The organism is Nitrospira marina, assembly GCF_059568365.1.
On record NZ_JCANTH010000001.1, the window covers coordinates 2,156,001 to 2,169,208 of the forward strand.

Consider the following 13,208-nt stretch of genomic DNA (forward strand, 5'->3'; position numbering starts at 1 on the left):
GATGTAAGAAATGTTGTTCCCATGACCCACGATCCACCGGATTCGGCAAAGGCATTCCAATGGCTCTTGGCCAGTGCGGTCGGTGCCATCCTGTTGCTAAGTTCAGCATGTCAAAAGGCTCCGGGGACGGCGAGAGATCAATTAATCTATATTTCGGAAGAAAAGGAAATTGCCCTGGGACTTGCGGCATTTCGCGAGGTTTTAAAGTCGGCCCCATTAAGTAGGGATCCAGAAATAGCGTTAATGGTGAATCGTGTGGGACAACGCATTGCCAAGGCAGCCCAAAAACCGGAATATGTCTGGGAATTCGCCGTCATTCAGGATGATGATCAAGTGAATGCCTTTGCATTGCCTGGTGGAAAAGTGGCGGTGTTTACCGGCATTTTAAAATACACAAAAACAGAAGGCGGGCTGGCAACAGTCATGGCACATGAAGTTGCCCATGCGTTGCAACGGCATGGAGCCGAGCGATACAGTCGTGGAATTTTGGAACAAATTGGTCAACTCGGTGCATTGGCTGGAGCCGCCGCCGGTGGCGTCGACCCTGGCTTGGCTATTGGGGCCATGAGCGCCTACGGAGTAGGGGTGGCCCTTCCCAATTCCCGTGACCAGGAAACCGAAGCCGATTTTATCGGGCTGCAATTGATGGCCAAGGCCGGCTACGATCCGAGGGAAGCGGTGCCGTTTTGGGAACGTATGAGTGGATGTCCGAGAAAAATGATCGGAAAATTTTGTTTTCGCAGTCAAAATGCGATTCCAGAATTTCTGTCCACTCATCCATCGGATGTGACCCGAATTAATCAGATTGAAGCCTGGATTCCCCAAGCACTGAAATTTTATCATCCTGAGACATCCCCTTCCGAATCACCTGAATCTCCCACTATAAAACCGATATCTGGATCGGTTTCAAAATCCTGAGAACCCATCATGCCACGAAGAAACGACATTCATCGAATTTTATTGATCGGCTCTGGACCGATTGTTATTGGGCAAGGCTGTGAGTTTGACTATTCTGGAACGCAAGCCTGCAGGGCTCTGAAGGAGGAAGGCTTTGAAGTCATCCTCGTGAACAGTAATCCCGCCACGATTATGACCGACCCGGATCTCGCGGACCGGACCTATGTGGAGCCGATCACAGTCGAAGTTGTGGAAGCCATTCTAGAGCGAGAGCGCCCTGATGCCCTGCTTCCCACCATGGGCGGACAGACTGCCTTGAATATCACAGTGGAATTAGTGAAACGGGGTATTCTGGAAAAGTACGGAGTGCAACTTATCGGAGCCTCCTATGAGTCGATTCAAAAAGCGGAAGATCGGGACTTGTTCAAACAGGCGATGACACGTATTGGATTAAATGTGGCGGCAAGCGGATCCTTTCGCTCAAGAGAAGAAGCCTTACGGCTTCTTGAAACAATTGGATTTCCGGCTATTGTCCGTCCATCATTCACTCTGGGAGGAGCAGGAGGCAATATTGCCTATAATCGTGAAGAGTTTGATACATATATTGATTGGGCTCTCGTGACCAGTCCTGTTGGACAGGCCTTGCTCGAACAATCGCTTCTGGGATGGAAAGAATATGAATTAGAAGTGATGCGGGACTCCAAAGACAATGTGGTCATTGTCTGCCCCATCGAAAACTTCGATCCAATGGGTGTGCACACCGGAGACAGTATCACCGTGGCCCCTGCCATGACCTTGTCTGATAAAGAGTATCAGCATATGCGAGACGCGGCCATCCGCATCATTCGAGAAATCGGTGTGGAAACCGGCGGGTCCAATATTCAATTTTCTTTAAATCCGGACAACGGAGCGTTGATGGTTATTGAAATGAATCCTCGCGTATCGAGGAGTTCCGCTTTGGCTTCAAAGGCAACCGGGTTTCCGATAGCCAAGATCGCTGCGAAGTTAGCTGTCGGGTATACTCTTGATGAGATTCCCAACGATATTACGCAAGTGACAAAAGCCTGTTTTGAACCGACCATCGACTATGTGGTCGTGAAAATTCCACGGTTTACATTTGAGAAATTTGATGGTGTTGATCGGGTGCTGACAACCCATATGAAATCCGTGGGAGAAGCCATGGCTCTCGGATCCACCTTCAAAGAAGCTTTGCAGAAGGCTATTCGTTCCCTTGAAACAGACCGGTATGGGTTGATGTCGTTACATGGACTTAATGGGAAAAAAGATTCTGCCGGCTCGGCTCATCCGTTGTATGAGCGTCTTCAATCTCAGGTTCGAATCCCGACCGCTGATCGCCTTTGGTTTCTAGCTGATGCGTTCCGAATCGGAATGTCCGTAGAGGAACTGTATCATCTGTCGCGGGTTGACCCCTGGTTTTTGCATGAAATTGAAGAACTCGTAGAATTTGAGGCGGAATGGGTTCGTAAAAATACGGCGGAAGTTGGGAACGATCGTTCACACGACATCCGCAAAGGATGCCCTGATTCCCTGGTGACTCTCCTTGAACACGCGAAAGGTCTTGGATTTTCAGATCAACGGCTCGGTCAACTCATCGGGAGAGAGGAAGATACCATTCGTCAATGGCGACAGGTTAGGGGATCTGGCTATGGCATGGTGTTTAAAAGAGTGGATACCTGTGGCGCAGAGTTTGAGGCGCATACGCCCTATCTCTATTCAACGTCGGGTTTCTCCTGTGAATCCCGTCCTACTCAAAAAAGAAAAATTATGATTTTAGGCGGAGGGCCGAACCGCATTGGGCAGGGCATTGAATTTGATTATTGTTGTGTGCATGCCGCAATGGCCCTTAAAGAAGAAGGCATTGAAACGATTATGGTCAATTGTAATCCGGAAACCGTCAGTACGGATTATGATATTTCCGATCGCTTGTATTTTGAACCGTTGACCAAAGAAGAGGTTTTGCGGATTATTCTGACTGAACGACCGGACGGAGTCGTCGTGCAATTCGGCGGACAAACGCCTCTCAAGCTTGCCGTCCCCTTAGAGCAGGAAGGGGTCAGAATTTTGGGGACACAACCTGATGCCATTGACCGTGCGGAAGATCGAAAACGATTCAGTGATTTGTTAATTGAATTAAATCTCCTGCAGCCGCAAAACGGTACCGCACGGTCCTCACATGAAGCTCATATTATAGCCGTCAACATTGGGTATCCAGTGATGGTCCGCCCATCGTATGTGTTGGGAGGGCGTGCCATGCAAATCGTGTATGATGCCGACGCATTAGATGAATACCTTCAGAGACACGAGATGGATTTGGGAAGACATCCCTTGTTAATTGATGATTACCTTGAAGACGCCATAGAAGTTGATGTGGATGCCATCGCAGATGGGACAGACGTCGTGGTGGCTGCCATCATGGAACATGTCGAGATGGCAGGCATTCATTCAGGAGATTCAGCGTGTTCTTTACCTGCCCATTCCCTTAATGCCGATATTCTGAAGACGATCAATCACCAAACCATACTTCTTGCCAAGGAATTACACGTGGTGGGCCTGATGAATATTCAATATGCCGTCAAGGGTGGGTCGGTGTATATCTTGGAGGTCAATCCTCGCGCCTCCCGCACGGTCCCTTTTGTCAGTAAAGCCATCGGTGTACCTTTGGCCAAACATGCGATGAAAATCATGGCAGGGCGAACCTTGAAAGACGTAGGCTTTACGCAGTGCCCACTTTTCCCCCACATTGCCATTAAAGAGGCCGTCTTTCCCTTTACCAAACTTGGCGTCGCCGATGTATTGTTAGGACCCGAGATGCGTTCGACGGGCGAAGTCATGGGGATTGATCGAAGTTTCGGTTGGGCGTTTGCCAAATCACAGGCCGCATCGGGAATGCCATTGCCTCTGGCAGGGACTGCCCTTCTCAGCGTAAAAGATGGAGATAAACCCGCGACGCTTGCCATCGCACAGCGACTGTCGCAGCTCGGATTTTCACTGAATGCCACGAAGGGGACGGCGGCCTTTTTGCGGACACATGGGATCACCGTAGTTACGGTGAATAAAATCAATGAGGCTCGGCCCCATATCGAAGATCTACTCAAAAATAAAATGCTGTCATTAGTCGTAAATACGGTGGGAGGTGCCTCTTCACAGGATGATTCCGCGCCGATACGCAGAGCGTCCGTCTTCGGCGGAATTCCTTATTTTACGACCATTCAGGCTGCGCAAGCCGCCATCTCAGGAATAGAGGCGATGAAGAAAACATCCATGGAGGTTCGCTGTCTGCAGGAATATCATTCTGCGATGCCAGGCAGGTAGGCCTAAGTGGACGTGACGCGAGTTGGATGATTGACATCCGATTTCCATGATTTAGAGAGGGGGAGTAAGGTTTCATGAAAATTCCTATGACCAAAAAAGGGTATGAGGCACTGCAAGCAGAACTGGCCAGGCTGCGGCGGGAAGATCGCCCTAAAAACATTCAAGCTATCACCGAAGCTCGTGAACATGGTGATCTTAAGGAAAATGCCGAATATAAAGCCGCCAAGGAGCAACAACAATTTATTGATACACGGATGTCCGAGCTTGAGCATAAACTTAGTATTGCTCAAGTGGTAGAGATTTCGCCCGGGCAGAGTGACACAGTTGTGTTCGGGGCTACAGTCACCATTTTAAGTTTAGAGTCACAAGAAGAAAAACGCTATACCTTGGTGGGACAAGAAGAGGCCGATATTAAAAATGGTTCGATTTCGGTTCAATCGCCTATTGGGCGTGCGCTGATCGGGCATCGAGTCGGGGATACTGTTGAAGTGCATCGACCCGCCGGAGTTATTGAATATCAAATCCAGTCCATTTGTTTTGAGGAGCTGGAATCATGACTTCGGCCATTTCCTTGGTTACGTTGGTTACTGATTTTGGGGATGTCGATTATTTTGTTCCAAGTATGAAGGGCGTAATGCTCGGAATTAATTCTCAAATACGCTTCGTCGATCTGACGCATCGAATTCCGGCGCATGGGGTTGAACAAGCGGCATTTTTTTTGAAATCATGCTACCAATATTTTCCAGATGGAACGGTGCATGTGGTGGTCGTAGATCCCGGGGTGGGGAGCTCTCGAAGGGCGATTTTGGCCTCAACTTCCAGACATTTCTTCCTGGCTCCGGATAATGGGGTCTTGACGTACGTACTTCAAGAGGAAACCGCTGTTCAAGTTCGATCGATTGAAAATAAACAATATCGATTGGACTCCATGGGTGCGACGTTTGATGGAAGGGATTTATTTGCGCCTTCGGCGGCCTGGTTGACGAAGGGGCAGGTTCCCGGTTCGTACGGGCGCCTCATTCATGATTATGTCAGACTTCCCCTTGATCCCCCACGTATGGAAGGACATGCCCTACATGGGCGAATTGTCTATATTGACCATTTTGGCAATGCCATAACGAATGTGACCCTGACCGACATAGAGACGTTTCGATCAGTGACCAAGAAAGAATTCTCCGGGCTCAAAATTGGAGAGGTGGTCATCAAGGGAATAAAAACGCATTATGAAGAAGGTGCCTTGGGATACCCGGAAGGTCTCATAAATAGTAATGGGCATATCGAGATTTTTGTGAAGCAAGGACGGGCCGTGGACAGATGTCAATTGCGCATTGGTCAGACGGTTGAGCTGATCTAGTCTAAGGGACGCTTCAATACTTCCGGAGGTGATGGTATTGGGAAAGATGTGCTGGATGCACGGACCACTGATATGGCCAGTTTTAAAATAGACACCATTTGCTCGAGTTCCTTGGCACTTGCCGAAAGGGGAGGAATGAAAATCATAATGGTCCCGATGGGACGGATCAGCAGTCCTAATGTTCTCGCGGTCATGGCTATTTTCTGGCCAATACGTTCGGAGGCAGGGAACGGCGTTTTTTTGGATTTTTGTTGAACCAATTCAATCCCAACCATAAAGCCACATTGCCGGATATCCCCAACCCAAGGGTCTTCGGTTAGGGAATCAAGAGCTCTGCGAAATTTAGGGATCCGTCGTTGAAGCTTTGCGAGCGTTCGTTCACTCTTAAAGATGGCAAGGTTGGCCAGAGCCGCCGCGCATCCCAAGGGATTCCCCGCATAACTATGTCCATGGAAAAATGTTTTGTTTTCGTGCCCTTCGCCCAAAAACGCTTCATAAATGGCGTTTGTCGTCAGTGTGGCGGCCAATGGGAGATAGCCTCCCGTTAAACCTTTGGCAATCGCCATGATATCCGGAGAAATGCCTTCATGCTCACAGGCAAACATCCGACCTGTTCGTCCAAACCCGGTGGCAACCTCATCGGCAATAAAGAGGACCTTGTACCGCGTGCATAACTCCCTGACATGTTTCAAGTATCCCGGAGGCGAAGGAATGATCCCGGCGACCGCTTGCACCATGGGCTCAAGAATGAGGCCTGCAATTTCTTGATGCTGTGTGGAAAGAAGTTTTTCAAGCGGATCAAGACAGGCGAGGTGACAGTCAGGAAAATGCAATTGAAGGGGACATCGATAGCAATAAGGGGGCTCCACGTCATGGCTTGCAAAGAGGAGTGGAGAAAAAGATCTGCGGAACAGTTCGACTCCGCTGAGGCTCATTCCTCCCACCGTGTCCCCGTGATAGGACATGCCGAGATGGATAAACCGGGTTTTTCGTGGTTGGGGATTCGGACATTGTTGCCAATACTGAATAGCCATTTTTGCCGCAACTTCAACGGCGGTGGAGCCGTTATCGGAATAGAAGACCTTTTGTAACCCTTTGGGTGCCAGACGAATAAGAGCCTTCGCCAATTGAATGGCTGGTGGGTTGGAAAGTCCCAGCAACGTCGTATGAGCCACCTGGGTAAGTTGATGACGAATGGCCTCATCAATGCGAGGATGTCGATGCCCATGAATATTGACCCAGATGGAGGCCGTCGCATCGAGATAAGCGTTGCCATCCATATCATAGACATACGAACCGTTTCCACGTCTGATGATGAGAGGAGGCTGGCGTTCCCATTCCTGCATTTGGGTAAAAGGGTGCCACAGGTACTCCCGGTCGTCTTTTTCTAATGCTGTGCGGGTCGTCTTGAGAGTCATGGTCGTTTTTAAGGAAATAACCTAGCGGAATCCATTGAATTTTGACAACCTTTTAGGGTCTCATTACAATCACAGTCACTTCGAATGAGTAAAGCCTTTCCTCAAACCCACATCCGCAATTTTTCAATTATTGCTCATATCGACCACGGCAAATCTACTCTTGCCGACCGGTTTTTGGAGATCACCGGTGCCGTATCTCCACGTGAGGCCCGTGCACAATATCTGGATGCCATGGACCTGGAGCGTGAGCGCGGCATTACGATCAAAGCGCATGCCGTCACAGCACGATTTCGAAGTTCGGATGGACAGGAATATCAGTTTAACCTCATTGATACTCCTGGACATGTAGACTTTGCCTATGAGGTCTCACGCAGCCTGGCTGCCTGTGAAGGAGCACTTCTGTTGATCGATGCCACCCAGGGCGTGGAGGCCCAGACTATCGCCAATGCCTATCTGGCGATTTCGAATGATTTAGTCATAATTCCTGTCATTAATAAAATTGATTTGCCGAGTGCCGATGTCGAAGGGGTCAAAGTCCAAATTCGAGATGTGTTGGGGTTATCGAGTGAAGAGGCATTTTTAGTCAGTGCCAAAGATGGACGAGGGGTAAAGGAGGTGCTTGAAGGAGTGGTGAAGATTATCCCGCCTCCCGTCGGTTCCATTGATCAACCGTTAAAGGCCCTGATTTTTGATTCCTGGTTCGACAATTACCAGGGCGCCGTAGTGCTTCTTCGAGTCATGGATGGAGAAATTACCCCCAATATGATGATTAAGCTCATGTTTTCCGGACGTGAATTCGAAGTCCTGGAGGTAGGCGTCTTTTCACCGAAACGAACCAAGGTGAACCGGCTGGGACCTGGGGAAGTCGGGTACATTTGTGCCGGGATGAAAGAACTATCGGACACCAAAATTGGCGATACTATTACCGATTCAAAGCGCCCAACAAGCATGGCCTTGCCCGGGTACCGGGATGTCAAACCGGTAGTCTTTTGCGGGTTATATACCACCGACAATGCCAAGTTTGAGGACCTGCGGGATTCTCTGGAGAAGTTGCAGCTGAATGATTCCTCCTTTGTCTATGAACCGGAAACCTCCCTGGCCTTGGGATTTGGGTTTCGATGTGGGTTTTTAGGGCTTCTCCACATGGAAATTATTCGGGAACGCTTGGAACGGGAATACGGACTCGATCTGATCAGTACTGCCCCGACGGTGGTGTATCGTGTGACGACCACCAAAGGCGAAACCCTGGTCATCGATAATCCCTCCAAACTTCCTGATCCTTCACAGATCGAACGAATTGAAGAGCCTTATATTAAAGCCACCATGATTACGCCTGAGCGCTATATCGGAAATGTTCTTCAGTTGTGTCAGGAACGTCGTGGTATTCAAGTCGGGCTGCAATATCTGGATCCAACCCGATCCATGTTAATCTATGAGATCCCGCTCAATGAAATTGTGTTAGACTTCTATGATCGCCTGAAATCCCGCACGCAAGGGTATGCATCCTTGGACTATGAATTGCTCGGCTATCGCGAGTCTGAATTAGTGAAATTGGATTTATTGCTGAATGGGGAGACAGTAGATGCGCTCTCCATTATCGCACATAAAGATAAAGTGCAAAGCCGCGGGCGCCAATTAGCCGAAAAAATGAAAGAACTCATTCCCAAGCAAATGTTTGAAATTGTCATTCAAGCGACCATAGGCAAACGCATTATTGCCAGGGAAACCATTGGCGCACTCAAAAAAAATGTGACGGCCAAGTGCTATGGTGGGGATATTTCCCGAAAGCGCAAATTGTGGGAAAAGCAAAAAGAAGGGAAAAAACGGATGAAACAATTAGGACGTGTGGAAGTCCCTCAGGAAGCTTTTCTGGCTATTTTAAAGACCGATCCGAACTGAACCGCTGATGACCACTCAAGATCCGCACCAACCAAAAATGACCGAATCTTCCGAAAAAAATCTTCAAGAGGAATCTTCGGTTACCTCAAGTTCACAGGATACGGAGATATCCAAAAAATCCATTTTTCGAGAATATGCCGAGGCCTTGATCATTGCGATTATTCTGGCACTAACCATTCGGGTCTTTGTGGTCCAGGCCTTTAAGATCCCATCAGGGTCGATGATTCCGACCTTGATGATTGGCGATCATATCCTCGTTTCCAAACTGGCCTATGGGTTTCAGGTACCGAAAGACTGTGAGTTTCAGGTCTCGTTCCCACCTGTGACGTGTTTTTCTTCTACGATCGTGATGAATTTTGATCCTCCGTCGCGTGGAGATATCATCGTGTTTCGTTACCCCGAGGATGAAAATAAGGATTTTATTAAGCGGGTGATCGGGCTTCCTGGTGATACCATTCATATTCAAAATAAACACGTTATTGTGAATGGACAGCCTTTGTTGGATGAGGGTTTTACGCAGAGGGTCGACCCTGGAATTATTGATGGTCGTATCAATCCTCGGGATAATCTTGGGCCCTTAACCGTTCCTCCGGACTCCTACTTTGTGATGGGTGATAACCGTGACCAAAGTTTGGACAGTCGATTTTGGGGATTTGTGCGAATGGATAAAATTAAAGGCAGGGCATTTCTCGTGTATTGGTCATGGAATGGGCAGGGAGCTTGGACCGATTGGATCAGATGGGAACGAATCGGGAAGATCATTGAATAGTGAGGACCCACTCACTCGACTCAATCAAACTTCAGGCTTGTGCTGATTCAAGGATGAAACCGCTATCCGTTGTCCCATCGATTTCCGCTCGGAAATTCAAGGAGTACATTCAACGCTTCTCCCGTGCTCGCATTCTGGTTGTCGGAGATCTCATTCTCGATCATTATGTCTGGGGCAAGGTGCATCGTGTCTCTCCGGAAGCGCCTGTACCGATTGTTCATGTGGATTCTGAATCGTACAGAATGGGTGGGGCAGCGAATGTGTATCATAATATTCTGACCTTAGGTGGACAAGCTGAATTGTGTGGCATGGTTGGTGCGGATCATGCTGGGAAACAATTCCTTGCTGACATTCGACGGTCGTCCCCGTGTACTGCCGGTGTATTCGTCGACTCTAGTCGCCCAACCATTAAAAAAACCAGAGTGGTAGCCCACAATCAGCAAATTGTTCGATTTGATGTGGAACAACGCCATGACATTTCGTCTCAACAGACAAAAAAAATGATAAAACATGTGGCTTCCCGTCTTCCTGAAGTTTCCTGCCTGGTGATTTCCGATTATGCGAAGGGCATGATCACCGTTGACCTGATGAAGGCCATTCATATTCTGGCTAAGCAATTCGGCGTTCCGGTCGTGGTGGATCCGAAGGTTGAGCATATGGCGTATTATCAGGGAGTGACGGTTATCACACCCAATCATTTCGAAGCCAAACAGGCCGCAGGATTCCTCCCAAGCCAGGATGTTCCGGTTGAACAAATCGGCCCGGCTCTCCAACAACGATTACAGTGCCAGGCAGTCGTGGTCACGAGGGGAGAGGAGGGAATGAGTATTTTTGAAAAGACGGGCCAATCATGGACCATCCCGGCCGTGGCTCGGCAAGTCTATGATGTCACCGGAGCAGGCGATACGGTCATCAGCACTCTTGCATTAGCGCTGAGTGCAAAAGCCACACTTCCTGAAGCTGCGGTATTAGCCAATCATGCCGCGGGTATTGTGGTGGGCATGGTGGGTACCGCCACAGTGACACGGGCGCAACTTCAAGAGGCTTTGCTCCATGGCCACAACTGATTCCCACGTCAGCCTGTGTATTCCTGCTCGTTACGGATCGTCTCGATTTCCTGGAAAACCACTTGCCCTTATAGCCGGAAAGCCCCTAATTCAGCATGTCTATGAAGCGGTTCAACAGGTTGCGCAAGTGGGGCAGATCCTGGTTATTACCGATCAGGAATCCATTGAACAAGGGGTTAAGAGTTTTGGTGGAGAAGTCTGTCTCGTTAAGGAATTCTGTCGAACCGGAACGGACCGGGTGGCGAAAGTGGCTTCCCAATTGAAATATGACGTAATTGTGAACCTGCAAGCTGATGAAATTCCTCAACACCCTGGATTGCTGGATGATCTCATTCTCCCTTTTTTAGCTTCTCCAGCAGGGGTGGGGACGTTGAAAAGACAGCTACACCGCACACAGGATCTAACCAATCCGTCAATCGTAAAGGTGGTAACCGATATCAATGGGCAGGCCCTGTATTTTTCACGGAGCCCGATACCCTGCTGGCGCGATGGAGTACCTTCTGGGAATAGTCAAATTGCCTATATGCATTTGGGAGTATATATTTTCAGGAAATCAGATCTATTACGCTTTGCCGGGTTGCCATCGGGATATCTTGAAGAGGCGGAAAAATTAGAACAATTGCGGGCCTTAGAACATGGCCTTCCGATAACGGTTTGGGAAACGGAACACGAATCGATTCGTATAGATACTCCTGAAGATGTTATGACTGCGGAGGGTCTTTTATCCAAGAACTCCTGTAAGCCGAAAGAGAGAATTTTGGACCGGAGAGAGGGTTGAAAATAGATAGAACAATATGGTGGAGTCGACAGATCAAAGGAAGGCCCAGGGGGTCATTATTCAACTAACCAGAAAACCTTATGAGTAAATTTCTTTTTGTGACAGGTGGAGTAGTCTCCTCCCTAGGGAAGGGATTGTCTTCTGCGGCTATCGGGCATTTATTGGAAAGCCGTGGCATGACTATCACCTTTCTGAAGCTGGACCCCTACATTAATGTCGACCCGGGTACGATGAATCCCTATCAGCACGGGGAAGTCTATGTCACCGATGATGGAGCGGAAACTGACTTGGACCTGGGACATTATGAGCGATTTACCACCGTTCAGTTGCATCGGGAAAATAACTGCACGACAGGACGGATTTATGAATCGGTGATTCAAAGGGAGCGAAGAGGAGAATATCTTGGAGCGACGGTCCAGGTCGTCCCCCATATTACGGACGCCATAAAGCAGACGATTCTCAATGTGGCCCATGACGTGGATGTGGTGATCGTTGAAATTGGCGGGACTGTCGGTGATATTGAAAGTTTGCCTTTCTTAGAAGCCATTCGACAAATGCCCTATGAGGTTGGTCGGGAAAACGTCCTATATATCCACCTCACTTTAGTGCCCTATATCGGAACGGCTGGGGAACTCAAAACCAAACCCACGCAGCATTCCGTCAATAAACTTCGTGAAATCGGCATTCAACCCAATATCCTGTTGTGTCGGACCGATCGATTTCTCCCTCCCGGCGTGAAAGATAAAATTGCCATGTTTTGTAACGTGGATAAAGGTTCTGTCATCACGGCCAAGGATGTGGATTCCATCTATGAAGTACCGATTATCCTCAGAAAAGAAGGCCTGGATGAACTTATTGTTCGGTTACTCCATCTTGAGACGCGCCCACCGAACCTTCGGGATTGGGATATTTTAGTCCAGAAGATTAAGCGGCCACGACATGAAGTCACGATAGCACTGGTTGGCAAATATGTAGAATCTCGAGAATCCTATAAAAGTGTGTCGGAAGCCTTGACTCATGGGGGATTACACGATGAAACAGGTGTTCATATTCAATGGGTGGAGTCGGGTGACATTGAAAAGGACGGCCCTGAACGTTTGTTAGCTGATGTGGATGGAATCTTAATACCGGGAGGGTTTGGCCTTCGAGGGATTGAAGGAAAAATTGATACGATACGGTATGCCAGGGAGAGGCATCTTCCCTTTTTGGGCATTTGCTTGGGTATGCAATGCGCGGTGATTGAAATTGCCAGAAGTCTGGGCGGACTTCAGCATGCCAATAGTTCGGAATTCAATCCGGAGACGCCGTATCCCGTCATCGACCTCCTTCCCGAACAACGATCTATCCAAGAAAAGGGCGGGACAATGAGGCTGGGAGGCTTTCCCTGTCGATTGATTCCCAATACGCTTAGCTTTGCGGCCTATGGGCAATCGGATATTCGTGAACGACACCGCCACCGCTATGAATTTAACAATGAATATCTGGAAGCTTTAACCTCAAAGGGTCTGACGGTTAGTGGGACATCTCCTGACGGAAGGCTGGTAGAAATCATCGAATTGCACGGGCATCCCTGGTTTGTGGGTACACAATTCCATCCAGAGTTTCAGTCTCGACTGTGTTCTCCTCATCCTCTTTTTTCTGCATTCATTGGCGCCGCACTTCAAAGAAAATTCGGCACATAACGAACTGGATT

General features: G+C 48.7%; 10 protein-coding genes. 9 read left to right on the forward strand and 1 reads right to left on the reverse strand.

The window, feature by feature from the left end; translation table 11 throughout:
- Positions 1 to 21 precede the first annotated feature (21 nt).
- The 4 genes from LX98_RS08825 to LX98_RS08840 all read left to right on the forward strand — a co-directional run bounded on the left by LX98_RS08825 (position 22) and on the right by LX98_RS08840 (position 5,584).
- Complete coding sequence (locus LX98_RS08825; protein ID WP_496428550.1) at positions 22 to 918, forward strand: M48 family metalloprotease; 897 nt, start codon at positions 22 to 24, stop codon at positions 916 to 918.
- 9 nt (positions 919 to 927) lie between these two features.
- Complete coding sequence (gene carB, locus LX98_RS08830) at positions 928 to 4,230, forward strand: carbamoyl-phosphate synthase large subunit (RefSeq protein WP_496428551.1); 3,303 nt, start codon at positions 928 to 930, stop codon at positions 4,228 to 4,230.
- A 74-nt stretch (positions 4,231 to 4,304) separates the two neighbouring features.
- Positions 4,305 to 4,787, forward strand: a complete 483-nt coding sequence (gene greA / locus LX98_RS08835) for a transcription elongation factor GreA (RefSeq protein WP_496428552.1) — start codon at positions 4,305 to 4,307, stop codon at positions 4,785 to 4,787.
- Entirely contained in the window at positions 4,784 to 5,584 is an 801-nt protein-coding gene (locus LX98_RS08840) for an SAM-dependent chlorinase/fluorinase (protein WP_496428553.1), read from the forward strand. The genes greA and LX98_RS08840 overlap by 4 nt, the downstream gene beginning before the upstream one ends.
- Here LX98_RS08840 and bioA read toward each other — a convergent pair.
- Positions 5,581 to 7,002: an adenosylmethionine--8-amino-7-oxononanoate transaminase gene (gene bioA, locus LX98_RS08845; protein WP_496428554.1), complete on the reverse strand. Its 1,422-nt coding sequence runs from the start codon at positions 7,000 to 7,002 to the stop codon at positions 5,581 to 5,583. The two genes, LX98_RS08840 and bioA, sit on opposite strands and share 4 nt — an antisense overlap.
- A gap of 84 nt (positions 7,003 to 7,086) precedes the next feature.
- Here bioA and lepA point away from each other — a divergent pair, with 84 nt between their 5' ends.
- From lepA to pyrG, 5 genes are all read left to right on the forward strand, one after another.
- On the forward strand, positions 7,087 to 8,901 hold the full coding sequence (gene lepA / locus LX98_RS08850; RefSeq protein WP_496428555.1) for a translation elongation factor 4: 1,815 nt from the start codon (positions 7,087 to 7,089) through the stop codon (positions 8,899 to 8,901).
- A gap of 7 nt (positions 8,902 to 8,908) precedes the next feature.
- Positions 8,909 to 9,670 (forward strand): signal peptidase I, encoded by a 762-nt coding sequence (gene lepB, locus LX98_RS08855; RefSeq protein WP_496428556.1) that lies wholly within the window; start codon positions 8,909 to 8,911, stop codon positions 9,668 to 9,670.
- A gap of 53 nt (positions 9,671 to 9,723) precedes the next feature.
- Positions 9,724 to 10,737, forward strand: coding sequence for a D-glycero-beta-D-manno-heptose-7-phosphate kinase (rfaE1, locus tag LX98_RS08860; RefSeq protein ID WP_496428557.1), 1,014 nt, complete (start codon positions 9,724 to 9,726; stop codon positions 10,735 to 10,737).
- Positions 10,724 to 11,515 (forward strand): 3-deoxy-manno-octulosonate cytidylyltransferase, encoded by a 792-nt coding sequence (kdsB, locus tag LX98_RS08865; RefSeq protein ID WP_496428558.1) that lies wholly within the window; start codon positions 10,724 to 10,726, stop codon positions 11,513 to 11,515. Before rfaE1 ends, kdsB begins: the two co-directional genes overlap by 14 nt.
- An 80-nt stretch (positions 11,516 to 11,595) precedes the next feature.
- Positions 11,596 to 13,197 (forward strand): CTP synthase, encoded by a 1,602-nt coding sequence (gene pyrG, locus LX98_RS08870; RefSeq protein ID WP_496428559.1) that lies wholly within the window; start codon positions 11,596 to 11,598, stop codon positions 13,195 to 13,197.
- Positions 13,198 to 13,208 lie beyond the last annotated feature (11 nt).

Bases quoted from the DNA above. Each gene is read 5' to 3' on its own strand.
- LX98_RS08825 (WP_496428550.1), top strand. From the start codon at position 22: ATGACCCACGATCCACCGGATTCGGCAAAGGCATTCCAATGGCTCTTG.
- carB (WP_496428551.1), top strand. From the start codon at position 928: ATGCCACGAAGAAACGACATTCATCGAATTTTATTGATCGGCTCTGGA.
- greA (WP_496428552.1), top strand. From the start codon at position 4,305: ATGAAAATTCCTATGACCAAAAAAGGGTATGAGGCACTGCAAGCAGAA.
- LX98_RS08840 (WP_496428553.1), top strand. From the start codon at position 4,784: ATGACTTCGGCCATTTCCTTGGTTACGTTGGTTACTGATTTTGGGGAT.
- bioA (WP_496428554.1), bottom strand. From the start codon at position 7,002: ATGACTCTCAAGACGACCCGCACAGCATTAGAAAAAGACGACCGGGAG.
- lepA (WP_496428555.1), top strand. From the start codon at position 7,087: ATGAGTAAAGCCTTTCCTCAAACCCACATCCGCAATTTTTCAATTATT.
- lepB (WP_496428556.1), top strand. From the start codon at position 8,909: ATGACCACTCAAGATCCGCACCAACCAAAAATGACCGAATCTTCCGAA.
- rfaE1 (WP_496428557.1), top strand. From the start codon at position 9,724: ATGAAACCGCTATCCGTTGTCCCATCGATTTCCGCTCGGAAATTCAAG.
- kdsB (WP_496428558.1), top strand. From the start codon at position 10,724: ATGGCCACAACTGATTCCCACGTCAGCCTGTGTATTCCTGCTCGTTAC.
- pyrG (WP_496428559.1), top strand. From the start codon at position 11,596: ATGAGTAAATTTCTTTTTGTGACAGGTGGAGTAGTCTCCTCCCTAGGG.